This window comes from Mycobacterium sp. (genome assembly GCF_965229265.1).
In the GTDB taxonomy this organism is placed as follows: domain Bacteria; phylum Actinomycetota; class Actinomycetes; order Mycobacteriales; family Mycobacteriaceae; genus Mycobacterium.
In genome coordinates this window covers 59959-80275 of record NZ_CBDDIY010000010.1, presented here as the reverse complement: position 1 = coordinate 80275, position 20317 = coordinate 59959, and the positions used below count along the sequence as shown (strand labels likewise).

The 20317-nt window shown below is 69.3% G+C and carries 15 protein-coding genes; 5 read left to right on the top strand and 10 right to left on the bottom strand.

From position 1 onward, the window contains the following. The first annotated feature begins 26 nt into the window (after positions 1–26). Positions 27–623 carry a TetR/AcrR family transcriptional regulator gene (locus ADBZ9K_RS02575; RefSeq protein WP_526618315.1) on the top strand — a complete coding sequence of 199 codons (597 nt, stop codon included), beginning with the start codon at positions 27–29 and terminating at the stop codon, positions 621–623. Here the strand turns inward: ADBZ9K_RS02575 and ADBZ9K_RS02570 are convergent. Genes ADBZ9K_RS02570 through bioA form a run of 4 tightly spaced genes read right to left on the bottom strand, consistent with a single transcriptional unit; the run spans position 616 to position 4289 of the window. Beyond that, entirely contained in the window at positions 616–1140 is a 525-nt protein-coding gene (locus tag ADBZ9K_RS02570; protein ID WP_526618314.1) for a 2'-5' RNA ligase family protein, read from the bottom strand. The genes ADBZ9K_RS02575 and ADBZ9K_RS02570 overlap by 8 nt on opposite strands. Before the next feature lies 1 nt (position 1141). After that, entirely contained in the window at positions 1142–1819 is a 678-nt protein-coding gene (bioD, locus tag ADBZ9K_RS02565) for a dethiobiotin synthase (protein WP_526618312.1), read from the bottom strand. Continuing rightward, positions 1816–2964, bottom strand: coding sequence for an 8-amino-7-oxononanoate synthase (gene bioF / locus ADBZ9K_RS02560; protein ID WP_526618311.1), 1149 nt, complete (start codon positions 2962–2964; stop codon positions 1816–1818). The genes bioD and bioF overlap by 4 nt, the downstream gene beginning before the upstream one ends. Positions 2965–2996: 32 nt before the next feature. Beyond that, positions 2997–4289 (bottom strand): adenosylmethionine--8-amino-7-oxononanoate transaminase, encoded by a 1293-nt coding sequence (gene bioA / locus ADBZ9K_RS02555; protein WP_526618310.1) that lies wholly within the window; start codon positions 4287–4289, stop codon positions 2997–2999. 137 nt (positions 4290–4426) lie between these two features. On the opposite strand from bioA, the gene sucT reads away from it, so the two are divergent. From sucT to treZ, 4 genes are read left to right on the top strand one after another with little or no spacing between them, the layout of a single operon-like run. Then, a complete protein-coding gene (gene sucT / locus ADBZ9K_RS02550; RefSeq protein ID WP_526618309.1) occupies positions 4427–6601 on the top strand; it encodes an acetyltransferase SucT in 2175 nt (724 codons plus the stop codon). 41 nt (positions 6602–6642) lie between these two features. Next, entirely contained in the window at positions 6643–8787 is a 2145-nt protein-coding gene (gene glgX, locus ADBZ9K_RS02545; protein WP_526618308.1) for a glycogen debranching protein GlgX, read from the top strand. A gap of 17 nt (positions 8788–8804) precedes the next feature. Then, positions 8805–11105 carry a malto-oligosyltrehalose synthase gene (treY, locus tag ADBZ9K_RS02540; RefSeq protein WP_526618307.1) on the top strand — a complete coding sequence of 767 codons (2301 nt, stop codon included), beginning with the start codon at positions 8805–8807 and terminating at the stop codon, positions 11103–11105. Then, positions 11098–12819, top strand: a complete 1722-nt coding sequence (gene treZ / locus ADBZ9K_RS02535; protein WP_526618306.1) for a malto-oligosyltrehalose trehalohydrolase — start codon at positions 11098–11100, stop codon at positions 12817–12819. The genes treY and treZ overlap by 8 nt, the downstream gene beginning before the upstream one ends. Here treZ and ilvA read toward each other — a convergent pair. Genes ilvA through ADBZ9K_RS02505 form a run of 6 tightly spaced genes read right to left on the bottom strand, consistent with a single transcriptional unit; the run spans position 12816 to position 20295 of the window. After that, positions 12816–14096 (bottom strand): threonine ammonia-lyase IlvA, encoded by a 1281-nt coding sequence (gene ilvA, locus ADBZ9K_RS02530; protein WP_526618304.1) that lies wholly within the window; start codon positions 14094–14096, stop codon positions 12816–12818. The genes treZ and ilvA overlap by 4 nt on opposite strands. 29 nt (positions 14097–14125) lie before the next feature. Then, the gene (locus tag ADBZ9K_RS02525; protein WP_526618302.1) at positions 14126–14800 is read right to left on the bottom strand and encodes a sirohydrochlorin chelatase; all 675 of its coding nucleotides are present in this window, start codon (positions 14798–14800) and stop codon (positions 14126–14128) included. Further along, the gene (locus ADBZ9K_RS02520) at positions 14797–15942 is read right to left on the bottom strand and encodes a uroporphyrinogen-III synthase (protein ID WP_526618301.1); all 1146 of its coding nucleotides are present in this window, start codon (positions 15940–15942) and stop codon (positions 14797–14799) included. The genes ADBZ9K_RS02525 and ADBZ9K_RS02520 overlap by 4 nt, the downstream gene beginning before the upstream one ends. Beyond that, positions 15914–16279: a nitrite reductase small subunit NirD gene (gene nirD / locus ADBZ9K_RS02515; RefSeq protein WP_526618299.1), complete on the bottom strand. Its 366-nt coding sequence runs from the start codon at positions 16277–16279 to the stop codon at positions 15914–15916. The genes ADBZ9K_RS02520 and nirD overlap by 29 nt, the downstream gene beginning before the upstream one ends. Positions 16280–16327: 48 nt before the next feature. Further along, entirely contained in the window at positions 16328–18850 is a 2523-nt protein-coding gene (gene nirB, locus ADBZ9K_RS02510; RefSeq protein ID WP_526618298.1) for a nitrite reductase large subunit NirB, read from the bottom strand. After that, on the bottom strand, positions 18847–20295 hold the full coding sequence (locus tag ADBZ9K_RS02505) for a nitrate/nitrite transporter (protein ID WP_526618296.1): 1449 nt from the start codon (positions 20293–20295) through the stop codon (positions 18847–18849). The genes nirB and ADBZ9K_RS02505 overlap by 4 nt, the downstream gene beginning before the upstream one ends. Positions 20296–20317: the final 22 nt, after the last annotated feature.

Below are 20317 nucleotides of genomic sequence, written 5' to 3'. Positions count from 1 at the left end.
AACAGTGTTCAGGTTAGAGTAACCGCGTGCAGCTGCACAAACGCGACGTGGTCGCCAAGGCCGCGGCGATCCTGGACGACTACGGGATCGCCGATCTGACCATGCGCCGGCTGGCGCGCGAACTCGCCGTCACCCCCGGCGCGTTGTACTGGCATTTCGCCAACAAGCAGGAGTTACTCGGCGCGGTCGCCGATCAGGTTCTGTCACCGGCCTGCGCGGACCTGTCCACCGCCAGCTGGCGGGAACGCATCGACGGGGTGTGCCGGGCCCTGCGGGACGCGTTGCTGTCCCACACCGACGGGGCCGAGCTGGTCTCGGCCAGCTTCGCCGCCGGCCAGTCCCGCGCCGTCGAACAGATCCTGGCCGTCCTGGCCGAGGCGGCCGGCGAGGCCGGTGTCGACGACGAGCACCGGATGCAGGCCGCCCGCACCGTGCTGCACTACGTGCTCGGCGCCACCGCCGACGAGCAGTCCCGGCTGCAATGGGATGCCGCCGGTGCCGCCCTGCCCGAACACCAGTCGGCGCTGTCCGCGCAGCCGTCGGCCGGATTCGCCTTTGGCCTGCGGCTACTCACCGACGGGCTGGCCGCGCAGCGCGCGTTGAGCGACGACCGGCTCAGCTGACCACGAGGCGCTCGACCCGCGCGTCGCCGTCCCAGCGGCGCAACCCAACCACGGTCGCCTCGATGTCGGCGGTGATCCCGTCGACCCGGGCCAACGCCTCCCCGACCTCGGCCGGGGTGAACCGCCGCCCCAGCGTGACATGCGGGGTCCAGTTGCCGGGCCGGCTGTGGGCGAACAGGCCCGACACGAACGGCCGGCACAGTCCGTAGATCTCGTCGTGCAGGGCCAGCAGGGTCTTCGAGGCGACGACCAGGCGGGCCAGAGTCAGGCGCCCGCCACCGAAGACCAGCGGGGCTCCCAGCGGGGCACGCAGGGGAAAGTCGTCGACCAGCCCAGCCAGCCGGCCGTCGACGGCAGGGGCGATCCGTTCGGCGGCGACCAGCGTGATGTGCGGACGGTTGGTCTCGGACTGCACCCGCAGCTGGCTGGGCAGCCCGGCCGCGGCCAGGGCCTGCCACAGCTGCCGGATCGCGGTCTCGCCGCGATCGTCGAGGAGCAGCTCAACCGAATGGGCCATCTCAGATCAGGCCGGCGACCCAATCCGGGTCGAACGCCCGCGCACTGAACAGCTCGAAATCAACCGGCGACACCGCGGCGACACCGGATGGCAGCGCGGCGCGCACCGCACCCAGCCGGGCCAACGCGTCACGGTTGGACTTCTCGGCGGCGCCCGGCTGCGCCGGCCAGCTGCCGATCACCAGGCCGGCGCACGGAACACCCTTGGCAGCAAGGCCTTCCAGCGTCAGCGCGGTGTGGTTGAGGGTGCCGAGCGCGGCCTCGGTGACGATCAGCACCGGCGCGGACAGCGCCACCGCCAGGTCGCGCAGCGTCACCCCGCCCGCGGCGAGCTCCACCAGCAGCCCCCCCGCGCCCTCGACCAGCGTCAGCCGGCCGGGCCGATCGACGGCGCGAATGGCCTCCAGCAGCTCGTCGGCGCTCGGCAGCGGCAGGCCGGCGAGTTCGGCGGCGGCCGCCGGGGCCAGCGGCTGCGGGTATCGGGCCCCGCCGACCAGTTCGGTCACCCCGGCGAGCCGACCGATCTCGGCCAGATCGTCATCGCCCTCCGCGGTTCCGGTCTGCACGGGCTTGCACACCGCCACGTCGTGCCCGTTCACCCGGGCGTGGCAGGCCAGCACCGCGGTCGCGACGGTCTTGCCGACGCCGGTGTTCGTTCCGGTGATGACCAGGACGCTCATCGCGACGGCCCGGACAGAACGGCGGTCAGAACGTCGCGCGCGGTGTCCATCTCCAGATCGGTGAGCGACGCCCGGGCGGTCAGCCGCAGCCGCGACGTGCCCGCAGGCACCGAAGGCGGGCGGAAACAGCCCACCCGCACACCGGCGTCGAGGCACGCGGCCGCCGCGGCCACCGCGATCTCCGGATCGCCGAGGATGACCGACACCACCGCCGACTCGGGCGCTTCGGGAACGTCGCAGATCTCGGCGAGCTGGCGGGCCCGCTCGATCACCGCGGCGGCCCGGGACGGCTCGTCGGCCAGCACTCGCAGCGCGGCCAGCGCCGCGCCGACGGCGGCCGGGGCGAGGCCGGTGTCGAAGATCATCGTGCGCGCGGCGTCGATGAGGTGGTCGCGCACCGCGGCGGGCCCGAGCACCAGGCCGCCTTGGCTGCCCAGCGACTTCGACATGGTGGTGGTCATCACCACGTCCGGCGCCCCGGCCAAACCGGCCTCGTGGATCAGGCCGCGCCCCCCTGCACCGCGCACGCCGAGTCCGTGAGCCTCGTCGACCAGCAACACCGCCCGGTGCCGACGGCACACCTCGTGTAAGCGTCGCAGCGGCGCCAGCGCGCCGTCGGTGCTGAACACCGACTCGGTGATGACCAGCGCACGCTCTTCGCCGCGGGCGGCCAGCGCGGCCTCTACAGCGTCGACGTCGTTGTGCGGCGCGACGACCACCCGGGCCCGCGACAACCGGCAGGCGTCGACCAGGGAGGCATGCGAGAGAGCATCGGAGACCACCAGGGAGCCCGGCCCCGACAGTGCGACGACCGCGCCGATATTGGCGGCGTAGCCCGAGGAGAACACCAGGCCCGCTTCGGCGCCGACGAACTCGGCCATCGCCGTTTCGAATTCCTCGTGCAGTTCGGTGTTGCCGGTGACCAGCCGCGAACCGGTCGAGCCGGCACCCCAGGTGCGCAGCGCGGCCACGCCACCGTCGATGACCGCGGGATGCTGCGACAGGCCGAGGTAGTCGTTGGAGGCCAGATCGAGTTCGGTGGCCACCGCCGGCCGTACCCGAAGCGAGCGGCGTAGGCCGGCCTGCCGGCGCTGCTGCTCGACGGCGTCGAGCCAGGCCAGCGGTGAAAGACCTACGCGGGTCACAGGCGCTCCTCTGCGGGGGACTTGAACACTGTTCAGGTTAGTGCACGGGCGACGGCGACCATCGCCGAGGTGATCTGGGCTATCTCGCCGGGAGTGCAGATGAACGGCGGCATGGCGTAGATCAGATTGCGGAACGGGCGCAGCCAGACGCCGTTGTCCATGGCGACCGGGGTGGCGATCGTCAGGTCGACGGGCTGGTGCATCTCGATCACACCGATCGCGCCGCAGACGCGGACATCGGAGACCCCGGGTAGGGCCCGCGCGGGGTGCAGGCCCTCGGTCAGTCCCGCGCCGATCTCGGCGACCCGGCCGCGCCAGTCCTGGGCGAGCAGCAATTCCACCGAGGCCACCGACACCGCGCACGCCAGCGCGTTGGCCATGAACGTTGGGCCGTGCATGAGGGCGCCCGCGTCGCTGCCGCTGATCGTCTGCGCGATGCCCAGCGTGCACAGCGTCGCCGCCAGCGTGACGTACCCGCCGGTCAACGCCTTGCCGACGCACATGATGTCCGGACTGACGCCGGCGTGATCGGCCGCGAACATCTCACCGGTGCGCCCGAACCCGGTAGCGATCTCGTCGAAGATCAGCAGCACGTCGGCGCGGTCGCACATCGCGCGCAGGTCGGACAGGTAGCGCGGGTCGTGGAAGCGCATGCCGCCGGCACCCTGCACCACTGGTTCGACGATCACGGCGGCCAGCTCGTCGGCATGCTCCACCAGCTGCGCCTCGAACGCCGCCACGTAGGCCGGGTCGTAGCGCGACGGCACCGGCGGGGCGAACACCTGCGGGGCCAGCACGTCGGTCCACAGCGCGTGCATGCCGCCGTCGGGGTCGCAGACGCTCATCGGGGTGAACGTGTCGCCGTGATAGCCGCCGCGCCAGGTCATCATGCGGTGCTTGCCGAACCGGCCCAGGCTGCGCCAATACTGCAGTGCCATCTTCACCGCGACCTCGACGGCCACCGAGCCGGAGTCGGAGAAGAACACGGTGTCCAGCCCGGGCGGGGTGATATCGACCAGCAGCTGGGCCAGCCGCGCGGCCGGCTCGTGGGTCAACCCACCGAACATGACGTGGTTGAGCTCGGAGAGCTGGCGGGTCAGCGCCGCGTCGAGGACCGGATGTCCGTGTCCGTGCACCGCTGTCCACCAGGACGCCATCGCATCGAGCACCCGGACCTGCGCGCCGTCGCGCACCAGGGTCAGCCAGGCGCCGTGCGCGCCGACGGCGACCACCGGGGCCATCGCCTCGGCGCCGATCGTGCTGTACGGGTGCCAAATGTGCGCGGCATCGATCGCACCGATCTGTTCAGGGGTCAACGCCGACACGTGGAGTCAGCGTAATCGAGGTCGGCCCCGCCACCGCCCCGGTCCGCCGCGGCTTTGCTCACCGCGATCGCGACCCGGGCCTGACGGTTCGCTGGAGATGAGCTGCATAGCGGAATTGGGTAGATTGTGACTCGATCATGTTGACCCTCACCCCGACCCGTCCGTCGGTCCCGACCGGTACGGGTGCTGCGCAACGCGCGGAACTGGGGTCACGCAAGTCCGGGTTCTACCGCCACGACCTCGACGGTCTGCGCGGTGTCGCGATCGCACTCGTGGCCATGTTCCATATCTGGTTCGGCCGCGTCTCCGGTGGCGTCGACGTATTCCTGGTGCTGTCCGGATTCTTCTTCGGCGGTTCGCTGTTGCGCACCGCGCTGAACCCGGATTCCTCGCTGTCCCCCTGGCCGGAGATCCTTCGACTGGTCCGGCGCCTTTTACCCGCGCTCGTGGTGGTGCTTGCCGCGGCCGCCGTCCTCACCATTCTGGTGCAGCCGGAGACCCGCTGGGAAACGTTTGCTGATCAGAGCCTGGCCAGCCTCGGCTACTACCAGAACTGGGAACTGTCGGCGACCGCGTCCAACTACCTCCGCGCCGGTGAAGCGGTCTCTCCGCTGCAGCACATCTGGTCGATGTCTGTTCAGGGACAGTTCTACATCACGTTCCTGATCCTTGTCTTCGGGTTTGCCCACCTGCTGCGCCGCCGCCTGGGTTCCCGGCTGCGGGCGACATTTGTGGCGTTGCTGACCGCCTTGACGGTGGCGTCATTCGTCTTTGCCATCTTCGCCCACAGCGCCGATCAGACCAGCGCCTACTACAACAGCTTCGCCCGCGCCTGGGAGTTGCTGCTCGGCGCCCTGATCGGCGCGCTGGTGCCCTACGTCCGGTGGCCGATGTGGCTGCGCACCGTGCTGGCCGCAGTCGGGCTGGCGGTCATCGCCTCCTGCGGTGCGCTCATCGACGGCGTCAACGAGTTCCCCGGCCCGTGGGCGCTGGTGCCGGTCGGCGCCACCGTGCTGATGATCCTGGCGGCGGCCAACCGGCAGGCGCATCCGTCGACCAGCGACCGGCTGCCGCTGCCGAGCCGGCTGCTGGCCGCCGCTCCGCTGGTGACGCTCGGTGCGATGGCCTACTCGCTATACCTGTGGCATTGGCCACTGCTGATCTTCTGGCTAGCGTTCACCGGTGAAGCCCACGCCGGCTTCCTCGACGGCGCCGCAATCCTGGCGATCTCCGCTGTGCTGGCCTACCTGACCATGCGGTTCATCGAAGAGCCGCTGCGCTATCGGCGGTCTACGGCCGCGGTGGCACCCCAACCGGTCGCCATCCCCTGGCGCACCCGACTGCGCCGGCCCACCATCGCCCTGGGCACCACGGTCGGCCTGCTCGGGGTGGCGCTGACCGCGACGTCGTTCACCTGGCGCGAGCACGTGACCGTGCAGCGGGCCAACGGCAAGGAACTGGCCACCCTATCCCCCGTCGGCTATCCGGGCGCCCGGGCCCTGACCGAGCACGCCCGCGTCCCCAAACTGCCGATGCGGCCCACCGTGCTGGAGGCCCAGAACGACCTACCCGAGTCGACCAACGACGGCTGCATCAGTGATTTCGACAACGTCGGCGTCATCAACTGCACCTACGGCGACCCGGCCGCGACGCGGACCATCGCGCTGGCCGGTGGGTCACACGCCGAACACTGGATCACCGCGCTGGACGTGCTGGGCAAGATCCACCACTTCAAGATCGTGACCTACCTGAAGATGGGCTGCCCGCTGACCACCGAGCAGACCCCACTGGTGATGGGCGACAACCGGCCCTACCCGCAGTGCCACACCTGGAACCAGCGGGTGATGGCGAAGCTGATCAGCGACCACCCCAGTTTCGTGTTCACCACCTCGACCCGGCCGTGGAACATCAAGCCCGGCGACGTCATGCCCGCCACCTACATCGGCATATGGAAAACCCTCTCGGACAACAACATTCCGATCCTGGCCATGCGAGACACCCCATGGCTGGTGCGCAACGGCCAGCCGTTCTTCCCGTCGGACTGCCTGGCAAAGGGCGGCGATGCGGTGTCATGCGGCATCAAACGATCCGAGGTGCTCTCCGACCGCAACCAGACCCTGGACTTCCTCGGCCAGTTTCCGCTGATGAGGGTCCTGGACCTCAGCGATGCGGTGTGCCGACCCGACTGGTGCCGCGCGGTGGAGGGAAATGTGCTGCTTTACCACGATTCTCACCACCTGTCCGCGACCTATATGCGCACGCTGATCCCGGAGCTGGCTCGGCAGATGGGTCCCGCGACCGGCTGGTGGTGACAACCCGCGCGTCCCGCTTCCCACGTCGATAAGGTCGAGAGATGTCATCGAGCGAACCAACGCTGACCACCGTGTGGCCAGGCACCCCCTACCCGCTCGGGGCCACCTATGACGGCGCAGGCACGAATTTCTCGCTGTTCTCGGAGGTGGCCGACAAGGTCGAGCTGTGCCTGATCGCCAAGGACGGCACCGAGACCCGCATCGAACTCGACGAGGTCGACGGCTTCGTCTGGCACGCCTACCTGCCCACGATCACCCCGGGGCAGCGCTACGGGTTCCGAGTCCACGGCCCGTGGGATCCGGCCGCCGGCCACCGCTGCGACCCCAGCAAACTGCTGCTCGACCCGTACGGCAAGTCGTTCCACGGTGACTTCGAGTTCACCCAGGCGCTGTACTCCTATGACCTGGGCGCCGAGGACCTGGCCACCGGCGGTACCCCGCCGATGGTCGACTCGCTGGGCCACACCATGACCAGCGTGGTGATCAACCCGTTCTTCCACTGGGGCTCCGATCACCCGCCGCGCACCCCGTACCACGAGACGATCATCTACGAAGCCCATGTCAAGGGCATGACCCAAACCCACCCCGGCATCCCCGAGGAGCTGCGCGGTACCTACGCCGGGCTGGGGCACCCCGCGGTGATCGAGCATCTCAAGAGCATCAACGTCACCGCTATCGAACTGATGCCGGTACATCAGTTCCTGCACGACCACCGGCTGCTGGACCTCGGCCTGCGAAATTACTGGGGTTACAACACCTTCGGCTTTTTCGCCCCGCACTATCAGTACGCCGCCACCCAGCACGCCGGCGGTGCGGTCGCCGAGTTCAAGACCATGGTGCGCTCGTTCCACGAGGCGGGCATCGAGGTGATTCTCGATGTGGTCTACAACCACACCGCCGAGGGCAACCACCTGGGTCCGACGATCAACTTCCGCGGCATCGACAACGCCGCCTACTACCGGCTGCTCGATGACGACAAGCGGTTCTACAAGGACTTCACCGGCACCGGCAACAGCCTCAATGCCCGCCACCCGCACACCCTGCAGCTGATCATGGATTCGCTGCGCTATTGGGTGCTGGAGATGCACGTCGACGGATTCCGTTTCGACCTGGCCTCGACGCTGGCCCGCGAGTTCTACGACGTCGATCGCCTGTCGGCGTTCTTCGATCTGGTCCAGCAGGATCCGGTGATCAGCCAGGTGAAGCTGATCGCCGAACCGTGGGACGTCGGCGAGGGCGGCTATCAGGTCGGCAATTTTCCCGGCCTGTGGACCGAGTGGAACGGCAAGTACCGCGACACGGTGCGCGACTACTGGCGCGGGGAGCCCGCCACCCTGGGCGAGTTCGCCTCCCGCCTGACCGGCTCATCGGATCTCTACGAGGCCACCGGCCGGCGGCCCAGTGCCAGCATCAACTTCGTCACCTGCCACGACGGTTTCACCCTGGCCGACTTGGTCTCCTACAACGAGAAGCACAACGAGGCCAACGGTGAGGACAACCGCGACGGCGAAAGCCACAACCGCTCGTGGAACTGCGGTGTGGAAGGCCCGACCGACGACCCGGACATCGTGGCGCTGCGCCACCAGCAGATGCGCAACATCGTGGCCACTCTGATGCTCTCCCAGGGCACCCCGATGATCGCCCACGGCGATGAGATCGGCCGGACCCAGCAAGGCAACAACAACGTCTACTGCCAGGACTCGCCGCTGTCGTGGATGGACTGGAGCCTGCGCGAGGACAACGCCGACCTGCTCGAGTTCACCCGTAAGGTCAGCGCCCTGCGCAAGAACCATCCGGTGTTCCGCCGCCGCCGGTTCTTCGAGGGCGAGCCGATCCGCAGTGGTGACCAGATGCGCGATATCGCCTGGCTGACCCCGTCCGGGATCGAGATGACGCACAACGATTGGGGCTCGGGATTCAAGTTCGTCTCGGTGTTCCTCAACGGCGAGGCCATCACCGCCCCGAACGCTCGCGGTGAACGCGTCGTCGACGACTCGTTCCTGCTCTGCTTCAATGCCCACAGCAAGCCCGTCGACGCCGTCACACCCGATGGCGACTACGCCGAGGAATGGACCGCGGTGCTGTCCACCGCCGAGCCCACCGGCAGCACCGATCTGGTCGTCACCGCCGGCGAGAAAGTGACCCTGCCCGCTCGATCGGTGCTCGTGCTTCAAAAGACCGCCTAGCGGGAACAGGCACAGCTATGGCCTACCCGGTGCTGTCCACATATCGCCTGCAACTGCGCGGCGCTTCCGCGGGTGACGCGTTCACATTCGCCGACGCCGAAAAACTGGTCGACTACCTCGATGGGCTGGGGGTCAGCCACCTGTATCTGTCGCCCATCCTGACCGCCGCGCCGGGCTCTGCCCACGGCTACGACGTCACCGATCCGACCACCGTGTCCGAGGAACTCGGCGGTGCCGACGGTCTGGCCCGGCTGGCGGAGGCGGCCAACGCCCGCGGCCTCGGGCTGATCGTCGACATCGTGCCCAACCATGTCGGGGTCGACGCTCCCGAGCGCAACCCGTGGTGGTGGGATCTGCTGCGCCACGGACGCGAATCGGCGTTCGCGTCATTCTTCGACATCGACTGGGAGCTGGATCCCGACGGCCGAATCCTGTTGCCGGTCTTGGGTTCCGACGACGACGTCGCACAGCTGGCGGTGGACGGCGACACCCTGCGGCTCGGCGGCCTCGCCTTCCCGATCGCCCCCGGCACCGGCGCGGGTAGCGGACCCGAGGTACACGCCCGGCAGCACTACAAGCTGATCGGCTGGCGCAACGGGGTGTGCGGCTACCGGCGGTTCTTCTCGATCACCTCACTTGCCGGTCTGCGCCAGGAAGACCCGCAGGTGTTCGACACCAGCCACGCTGAGGTGGCCCGCTGGTTCACCGAAGGGCTGGTCGACGGGATCCGCATCGACCACCCGGACGGCCTGACCGATCCGTCCGGCTACCTGGCTAGGCTGCGCGAACTGGTCGGCCCGCAGGCCTGGATCGTGATCGAGAAGATCCTGTCGCCCGACGAGGCGCTGGATCCGGCGTTGCCGATCGACGGCACCACCGGCTATGACGTGCTGCGCGAGGTGGGTGGGGTGTTCGTCGACCCGACCGGCGCACAGGCGCTGACCGAGTTGGTGGGCAGGGCTGGATTCGACTACGTGGCCGCACCGGACCTGTTGCGCGAGTTGAAGATCGGAGCCGCGACGACCACCCTGGCCAGCGAGCTGGCTCGGGTGCGCCGGTCGATCGTGGCCGCCGCGGGTGCCGATCACCCGCAGCTGCCCGACGCGGTGGCCGCGTTGCTGACCCACATCGGCGTGTATCGCTGCGACTACCTCAACCTTTCGGCGGTGCTGTCCACCGCGATCGCCCACACCGTCGCCGACCAGCCGGCGTTGGCCGCACCGCTGGAGCTGGTGTCGGCGGCGCTGGCCCGCGGCGGTGAGCCGGCGGCCCGCCTGCAGCAGCTGTGCGGCGCGATGACCGCCAAGTCGGTGGAGGACTGCTACTTCTACCGCGATGCGCGGTTGGTGTCGCTCAACGAGGTCGGCGGGGAACCGGAGCGCTTCGGTGTGAGCACCGCCGAGTTCCACCGCAGCGCGGCGGTGCGCGCCGAGCTGTGGCCGAGATCGATGACCACACTGTCCACCCACGACACCAAGCGCGGCGAGGACGTGCGGGCCCGCATCGGGGTGCTGTCTCAGGTCCCGTCGCTGTGGGCGGAGTTCGTCGACAGCTGGGCGACCACGACCCCCGCACCGGATGCCGCGACCGCACAGTTTCTGTTGCAGAACATCTTCGGGGTGTGGCCGGCCGACGGGGCGGTGACATCGGAGTTGCGTGAGCGGCTGCACGCCTACACCGAGAAAGCCATCCGCGAAGCCGCCTGGCACACCTCGTGGAACGACCCGGACACCGGCTTCGAGGACGCCGTGCACGCCTGGCTGGACGCCGTGCTCGACGGGCCGGTCGCCACCGAGCTGACCGGGCTGGTGGTGCAACTCGAGCCGCACGCGCACAGCGACGCGCTCGGCCAGAAGCTGCTCGCGCTGACCGTTCCCGGTATCCCGGATGTCTACCAGGGCACCGAGCTGTGGGAGGACAGCCTCGTCGACCCGGACAACCGCAGGCCGGTCGACTATTCGGCGCGCGGAGCCGAGTTGGAACGCCTGTCGCACAGCAAGATCCGGGTGGTCACCGCGGCCTTGCAAGCGCGCCGCGACCGCCCCGATACGTTCCTGTCCGGCGGCTACGTCCCGGTGCTGGCGGCCGGCAGCGGGGCCGGGCACGTTGTGGCCTTCCGCCGCGGTGCGGACGTGCTGGTGGCGGCCACCCGGTGGACGGTGCGGCTGCACCACGACGGCTGGGGTGACACGATCGTGCCGCTGCCCGAGGGCAGCTGGACCGACCGGCTGACCGGCGCACGCTGGACCGGCCCGACCCCGGCGGGCGACCTGTTCGCCGAGTTGCCGGTCGTTCTATTGGAGAGATCAGATGCCTGAATTCGCGGTATGGGCGCCCCTGCCGAAGCTGGTGCGGCTCGACGTCGAGGGCCGGCGCTACGACATGGCCCGCAACGACGAGGGGTGGTGGCGCGCCGAGGTGGAGTGCGCGCCGGACGCCCGGTACGGCTTCGTGCTGGACGACGCCGATACGGTCCTGCCCGATCCGCGCTCCCCCCGCCAGCCCGACGGAGTGCACGAGCGGTCCCAGCTATGGGACCCGGCCGCCGTCCGGTGGACCGACCAGGGCTGGACGGGCCGCTCGATCGAGGGCTCGGTCATCTACGAGCTGCATGTGGGGACCTTCACCGACGCGGGCACCTTCGACGCCGCCATCGACAGACTCGACTACCTGGTGGACCTCGGTGTCGATTTCGTCGAGCTGATGCCGGTCAACGCCTTCAACGGCCCGCACGGCTGGGGCTATGACGGCGTGCTCTGGTACGCAGTGCACGAACCCTACGGCGGCCCAGACGGTTTGGTGCGTCTGGTCCAGGCCTGCCACAACCGCGGACTCGGCGTGCTGATCGACGCGGTGTTCAACCACCTCGGGCCGTCCGGCAACTACCTGCCCGAGTTCGGACCATATCTGTCCACGGCGAGCAACCCCTGGGGCGAGGGCATCAACGTCGCCGGCCCGGACGCCGACGAGGTGCGCCGCTACATCATCGAGTGCGCGCTGCGCTGGATGCGCGACTTCCATGCCGACGGCCTGCGCCTGGACGCCGTGCACGCGCTGGCCGACAACACCGCGATCCACATCCTCGAGGAGTTGTCCGCCGAAACCGACGCCCTCTGCGCGGTATTGGGCCGGCCACTGTCGCTGATCGCCGAGAGCGACCTCAACGATCCGCGGTTGATCACCCCGCGTGATCGCGGTGGGTACGGGTTGACCGCCCAGTGGGACGACGACATCCACCATGCGATCCACACCGCGGTATCCGGTGAACGCCAGGGCTACTACGCCGATTTCGGCACCCTGGGCGCCCTGGCCAGCACACTGCGCAACGGCTACTTCCACGCCGGCACCTACTCCTCGTTCCGGCACCGCAGGCACGGCCGGCCGCTGGACAAGTCGCTGATCCCCGCGACCAGGCTGATGGCCTACACCTGCACCCACGATCAGGTCGGCAACCGGGCGGTCGGCGATCGCCCGTCGCAGAACCTGGACTACGGGCAGCTGGCCATCAAGGCCGCGCTGGCGCTGGGATCACCCTATACCGCAATGCTTTTCATGGGCGAGGAGTGGGCGTCGTCGCGACCGTTCCAGTTCTTCAGCTCACACCCCGAACCGGAGCTGGCGATCGCGACCGCCGAAGGCCGCAAGGCGGAGTTCGCCGACCACGGCTGGGACGCCGACGATGTTCCCGACCCGCAGGATCCGCAGACGTTCCTGCGGTCCAAGCTGGACTGGGACGAAGTCGAACAGGGCGCGCACGCACAGCTGCTGGCCTTCTACCGCGGGCTGATCGCGCTGCGGCACCACGAGCCCGACCTGGCCGATCCGTGGCTGAGCCACCTGGTGGTCGACTACGACGAGGACCAACGCTGGATCGTCATGCGCCGCGGGCATTTTGCCGTCGCCTGCAATCTCGGCGAGGACCCCGTCCAGGTGCCGGTCACCGGGGAGGCGGTACTGGCCTGGGGCGAGCCCGACGTCGGACCCGACAACACCGGTCTGCCGGGCCACTCGGTCGTGGTGGCCCGCTCCTAGGTCAGGTAGCGATACGCCGGCGAGCCGGGTTCCAGCGCTTCGACGTGCAGACCCGAGACATCCATCCGGGCCCGCAGCCCATCCAGCCCGTCGGCCGAGCCCAGTTCAATACCGACCAGCGCCTCGCCGGTTTCGCGGTTGTTGCGCTTGACGTACTCGAACAGGGTGATGTCGTCGCCTGGTCCGAGCACCTCGTCGAGGAAGCGGCGCAGCGCACCCGGCTCCTGCGGGAAGTCGACCAGGAAGTAGTGCTTGAGACCCAGGTGCACCAGCGAGCGTTCCAGGACCTCGCCGTAGCGCGACACGTCGTTGTTGCCACCGGAGATCAGGCACACCACCGTCGATCCCGGCGCCACATCGGCTTCGAGCAGGCCGGCCACCGACAGCGCCCCGGCCGGCTCGGCGATGATGCCCTCGTTCTGGTACAGGTCGAGCATGGCCGTGCAGATGGCACCCTCGTCGACGGTGGTGACCGACACCATGTCGCCGGCCGCGGCCAGCGCCTGATAGGTCAGCGAGCCCACCTGTTTGACCGCGGCGCCATCGACGAACTGGTCGACGTGGTCGAGGATCACCGGTCCCCCGGCGGCCAGCGCGGCGATCATCGAGGCTGCCCCGGCTGGCTCGACACCGAGCACCGAGGTGCTGGTCGTCCGCTCGGCCAGGTAGGTGGTGATCCCGGCGATGCAGCCGCCGCCGCCGACCGGGATGACCACCAGGTCGGGCTCGTCGTCGAGCTGGTCGAGGATCTCCACGGCGATGGTGCCCTGCCCGGCCATGGTGCGCGGGTCGTCGAACGGCGGCACCAGCGTGGCTCCGGTGCGGGCGACGTCGTCGAGGGCGGCGGCCGCGGCCAGGTCGTAGGTGGCCCCGCCCACGATCAGGTCGATGAACTCCCCGCCGTGGTAGCGGATCCGGTCGCGTTTCTGCTTTGGCGTCTTGGCCGGCACGTAGACCCGGCCGTGCACCCCCATCGAGCGGCAGGCCAGCGCGAAACCCTGGGCGTGGTTGCCGGCCGAGGCGCACACCACACCGGCGCGCAGCTCGGGCTCGGACAGTTGCATCAGCAGGTTGTAGGCGCCGCGCAGTTTGTAGGACCGCACACTCTGCAGGTCCTCCCGCTTGAGGTAGACCTGCGCGCCGGTGATCTGGGAGAGCCGATCGCTGTGCTGCAGCGGGCTGCGGGTGACCACGCCCGAAATTCGCCGTGCGGCCTCATCGATGTCAGCCGCGGAAAGCGGCGACGTTCGAGGGCTCTGGCTCAGGTCGGTGGACACCGTTCAATCGTGCCACCAGCTGGCCCGAATCAGTGAATCGGGACCGGAGCGGTGAAGCGGCGGGCCAGCAGCGTGATCAGAGCGGGGTGGGCGCCCAGCGGCGCGGCGACGGCGTCGGCGCCGCACCCGTCGAGCTTGGTGTGGAAGATCCCCGGTGCCAGCAGGTAGGACGCCACGAACACCCGGCGCCGGCGGCCACGTCTGAGCCGCTGCACGACGTCGGTGACCGTCGGCGCGCCGGTGGCCACGAAACCGAGGTGCACCTGCCCGACACGGCTGGCCAGCAGCGCCGCTGCCCGGTCCAGATCGCGCCGGGCCGCCGGATCCGAGGAGCCCGCCGCCGCCATGACCACCGCGTCACCGGGCGACCAGCCGACGGCGATGAGCCGGGCATGCATCACCTCGGCCAGGATCGGGTCGGGCCCCAGGGCGGGGGTGATGGTCACACCCCGGTGCCCACTCTCCCACACCCGGGCCGGCAGGTCGGAGTTGACGTGGTAACCCGAGGCCAGGAACGCCGGAACCACCACCGCTGGGGTGGCCGAATCGGCCAGCAGCTCACGGGGATTGGGCCCGAGAACGTCGACGAAGGCGGTCCGGACCGGCCCGACGTGCGCGCTGACGGCCGCGGCGATCTCGGTGATGGTATTCAGCCCGTGCGGGTTTCGGGTGCCGTGTGCGACGAGGATCAGGTCGTGGGTCATGGCGCCGCGGGGTCAAGGGCGAGTCGGTAGCCGCGCTTGACGACGGTCTGCACCACCCGCGGGGCGCCCAGCGCCGAGCGCAGCCGCGCTATCGCGGTCTCCACCGCGTGGGTGTCGTCGCCGCCGCCGGGCAGTTCGGCCAGTAGCTCTTCGCGGGACACCACCAGCCCGGGTGCCGCCAGCAGCCGGCGCAGCAGCGCCATCGCGGCGGGCGGCAGCACCTTGAGCTCTCCGTCCACCTCGACGCTCGTGCTGCGCACGCTGATCTGGTGCCCGCCGGCACGGTACTGCCGTGCCAAACAAGGCAATTCGTCGGTGATCAGCCGGGCCAGCGCGCCCAGCCGATAGCGCACCGGGTGACGCGGATCCACGCCGAGGCGGATCAGCGGGGTCGCCGTCACCGGTCCGACGCAGAACACCGCCACGTCGGTGCGCAGGGCGGCGACCAGGGATTCCAGCGCCCCCAGGGCTTTCGCGCGCTCCAGCAACGAAGCGACGGCGGGTGCACTGGTGAAGCTGACGGCATCGACGTCGGCGTTGACGATCATGGTGATCAGCTGGTCGATCCGTCGCGAGTCGTCCGGGGGTTCCCAGCGGTACACCGGCACCTTGACCACCTGCGCGCCGGCTCGGGCCAACGCCTCGCAGATGTCGGTGTCGGGTTCCCATTCGCTGGCAGCGCCGTGAAGCTGAACGGCGACCCGCAGCTGCTCCACCCCCTCGGTGAGCAACCGCTCCAACACCTCGACAGAGGATTCGGACTCCGGGCTCCACTCCTCGCACAGCCCGGCCTGGCGGACCGCCCCGCGGGCCTTGGGCCCGCGGGCCAGGATGCGGGTGGATTCCAGTGCCGCGGTCAGCTCGTCGGAGACGTCCCAACCGTGGGCGGCCTCGACCCAGCCCCGGAACCCGATCCCGGTCGTCACCACAACCAGGTCAGGCGGTTCGGCGATGAGCTGGGCGGTCACCCGGCGCAGTTCCACGTCGTCGACCAACGGCACGATTCGGATCGCCGGGGCGTGCACGACGGCGGCGCCGCGACGTTCCAGCAGCGTGATGAGCTCCTCGGCCCGGCGTGCCGCCGTCACCCCGACGGTGCACCCGGCCAGCGGCTCAGTGGCTTCTGATATCGATGAATCCATCGACCACCCTGACGTCGTAGACCGGCAACGCGTGGGACTCGTCGTCGAGGCAGCGGCCGTCGATCAGGGAGAACACCTGTTTTCCCAGCGGCGATGCGACAGTCGGTTCGCCACCGCGGTCGCCGACGATGCCGCGCGACATCACCGCGGCACGACCGAATGGGTCGATGTTGCCGACCGCCGCCAGCGTGCCGTCAGCCAGCAGGAACAGCGCGACCTGCTCGGCGCCGGGCAGCAGCACGGCCACGCCCCGCCCGGCGAGCAGCGCACTGCGCGCGCAGGCGGGCGTCCAGCTGCCCAGGTCGACCCCGGCACGTCGATCCGCGAGAACGGTCATGTTTGCAAGCCTCCAAGCTCTTGATAGAGGGGTGGTGTTTCGCCGCTGTTACGGGCGGCTTTCCGCCGCGTTGACGCTGCCGGGCATGCCTAGCAGCAGCGGCACTTTGCGCGGGCCGCTCTCGTCGAAGGCGACGGTGGGATCGGGCTGGTCGGGGGCGTTGACGAAGGACACGAACCGGGCCAGCTTGTCCTCATCTGCCAGCACCCCGGCCCACTCGTCGGAGTAGCCCTCGACATGGCGGGCCATGGCGTTATCCAAGTCGGCGCCGATGCCCAGCGAGTCCCCGCACACCACCGCCCTGATGTGATCGAGGCCGCCCTCGATGCTGTCCTGCCAGACCGCGGTGCGCTGCAGGCGGTCGGCGGTGCGGATGTAGAACATCAGGTAACGGTCGATGTAGCGGACCAGGGTGTCGGAGTCGAGATCGCCGGCCAGCAGCTGCGCATGCTTGGGCGTGGCCCCGCCGTTGCCGCCGACGTAGAGGTTCCAGCCCTTCTCGGTGGCGATCACCCCGACGTCCTTGCCGCGGGCCTCCGCGCATTCGCGCTGACAGCCCGACACGCCCATCTTGATCTTGTGCGGTGAGCGCAGGCCGCGATAGCGCAGTTCCAGGTCCACGGCCATCGCCACGGAATCCTGGACACCGTAGCGGCACCACGACGAGCCGACGCAGCTCTTCACGGTACGCAGCGATTTGCCATAGGCGTGCCCGGATTCCATCCCGGCGTCGACGAGCCGCTTCCAGATCAGCGGCAGTTGTTCGACCCGGGCCCCGAACAAATCGATGCGCTGGCCGCCGGTGATCTTCGTATAGAGGCCGAAGTCGCGGGCCACCTCGGCGATCACCATCAGCTTCTCCGGAGTCACCTCCCCGCCGGGAAGTCGCGGCACCACCGAATAGGTGCCATTGCGCTGGATGTTGGCCAGGAAGTGGTCGTTGGTGTCCTGCAGGCCGGCGGCCTCGCCGTCCAGGATGTGGTCGCAGGACGTGGAGGCCAGGATCGAGGCCACCACCGGCTTGCAGATATCACAACCGGTGCCGGTGCCGTATTCGGCGATCAGGGCCGAGAAGGTGCGAATCCCGGTTGCCGCGACGATCTGGAACAGTTCGGCGCGGGTCTGCTCGAAATGCTCACACAGGGCCGCCGACATGGCCACGCCCTCGGCGTGCAGCAGCCGCTTGAGCATGGGAATGCAACTGCCGCAGGATGTTCCGGCCGCGGTGGCGCACTTGATGGCCGGGACGTCATGAGCGCCCTGCGAAATAGCGCTGCCGATGGCCCCTTTCGACACAGAATTGCAGGAGCAGATCTGCGCGTCGTCGGGCAGTGCGCCGACTCCAACTTCCGCACCGGCCGGCGAGATCAGCGACGCCGGGTCGGCCGGCAGCGGCCGGCCCACCAGCGGGCGCAGCGTCGCGTATGCGGTAGCGTCGCCGACCAGGATGCCGCCCAGCAATGTCGACACGTCATCGGAGACGACGAGTTTGGCGTAGGTCTGGTTGACAGCGTCGTTGAGGACGACCTCCAGTGCACCCGGTGTCGTGGCGTGGGCATCGCCGAAGCTGGCGACGTCGACACCGAGCAACTTGAGTTTGGTGGACAGATCGGCACCCGGGAATTCGGCCGTGCCGCCGAGCAGCCGGTCGGCCACCACCTCGGCCATCGTGTAGCCGGGGGCCACCAGCCCGTAGCAGCGGCCCTCGACGGCGGCGACCTCGCCGATCGCATAGACCCGGGGATCGGCAGTGGCACAGCTGATGTCGGTGAGCACACCGCCGCGCTCGGCGATCGGCAGGCCACATGCGCGGGCCAGCTCGTCGCGGGGCCGGACCCCGGCGGAGAACACCAGCACCGCCGCGTCGAGCCGTTGGCCGTCGGACAGGAACACGCTCAAGCCGTCTCCGGTGTCCAGGATGTCGGTGGTCGACACCTCGGTGTGCACGGTGATGCCCAGTGCGGTGATCAGCCGGTGCAGCAGCGCTCCGCCGCCATCGTCGACCTGCAACGGCATCAGCCGCGGGGAACGCTCCAGCACGTGCGGGGTCAATCCCAACAGCCGCAGGGCATTGGCCGCCTCCAGGCCCAGCAGGCCGCCGCCGACGACGATGCCGGCCGCACCCGGCTCGGCCGCCGCCGTGACGGCCCGGATGGCGTCCAGGTCGTCGAGGGTGCGGTAGACCAGGCAGCGGTCCAGGTCGCTACCGGAGATCGGCGGGACGAACGGGTAGGAGCCGGTGGCCAGCACCACCGCGTCATAGCCGACCCGCTCCCCCGTCGAGGTAAGGACGGTGCGCGCGGCCCGGTCGATGTGCACGGCGGCCTGGCCGACCCGCAGGTCAACCAGATCGTCTGCGGCATAGTCATTTCCGGCTAGGGCCAGCGCGGCGCGGTCCCAGGTCTGGATGTAGGAGGAGAGTCCGACCCGGTCGTATGCGGCCGTCGCTTCCTCGCACAGCACGATCACCCGCCAGGATCCGGCGCGGTCGCGGTCGCGCAGTGCCTCCACGAAGCGGTGCCCGACCATGCCGTGGCCGACCACCACGACGGTCTTGGGCGAGCCGGTCATACCGGCGCCGCGGCACGGTCGGCCGCCGTGGTGCCGGTGGCGGCCACCGTCTTGGGTCTGCGCACATAGGCGAACCAGGTGATGGCCGCGCACAGCACGTAGAAGCCGAGGAAGACCCAGAAGGCCATGGTGGCCGACTTCGCCGGTGACAGATACGAGGCCCGCAGCGCGACGTTGACCCCGACCCCGCCGAGCGCACCGATCGCCCCGGCGATGCCGATCAGCGCGCCCGACATCCGCTGGGACCATGCCCGTTGTTGCCGGGCCTCCAGTTGGTGCAGGCCGCGCGACTTGGCTTCGAAGATCGACGGAATCATCTTGTATGTGGACCCGTTCCCCATTCCGGACAACACGAACAGCGCGATGAACCCGGCGATCACGGCGGCCATGGCGGCACCGGTCGGGGGTCCGGCGGTGGCATCGTCGATCTCGCCGGCCACCACCAGCCAGCCGGCGGCCGCAATCATGGCGCCGAACGTGTAGAGGGTCACCCGGCCGCCGCCGAACCGGTCGGCCAGCCAGCCGCCCAGCGGCCGGGACAGCGACCCGAGTACCGGCCCGAGGAAGGCGATCTGGGCGGCGTGCAGCGACGCCTGGGCCGACATGGCCGGGGTGACCGGCCCGCCGTGGGAGAGCCCGGCCAGGAAGCTGATCTGGAGCACCTGGCCGAAGGCGAAACCGAACCCGATGAAGGACCCGAAGGTTCCGATGTACAGCAGCGAGATCAACCACGAATCCCGGTGCGCCAGAACCTCGATCATCGATCGAGCGTCGGTGCGCTGGTTGGTGAGGTTGTTCATGAAGGCCGCGGCGCCCAGGGCGGCCAGGGCGATGAGGACCAGGTAGACGGCGCACACCAGGTGCGGCGAGCGGTTCCCTGCGGTTGCGATGACCACCAGACCGATGATCTGGATCACCGCGACCCCGATGTTGCCGCCCCCGGCGTTGAGGCCCAGTGCCCAGCCCTTGTACCGCTGTGGGTAGAAGGCGTTGATGTTGGCCATCGACGAGGCGAAGTTGCCGCCACCGAGGCCGGCGAAGGCGGCCACGATCAGGAACGTGGTGTACGACGTGCCCGGGTGGGCCATGAAGTACAACGTCAGGACGGCCGGCACCAGCAGCGCCACGGCGGACACGATCGTCCAGGTGCGTCCGCCGAACCGGGCGACCGCGAACGTGTAGGGGATGCGCAGCACGGCGCCCACCAGCGTCGGGACCGCCACCAGGAAGAACTTTCCGGCGGCGTCGATGTGGTAGACGTTCTGCGGCATGAACAGCACCATCACCGACCAGATCGACCACACCGAGAATCCGACGTGTTCGGCGAAGATCGACCAGATCAGGTTGCGGCGAGCGATGGCGGCCCCGCCGTTGTTCCAGGCATCGACATCCTCGGGGTCCCAGTCGTCGATATCGTGGCGACTGCGGGTGGTGGAAGGCTGCATGGGTTCACGCTAGGAACTCTTT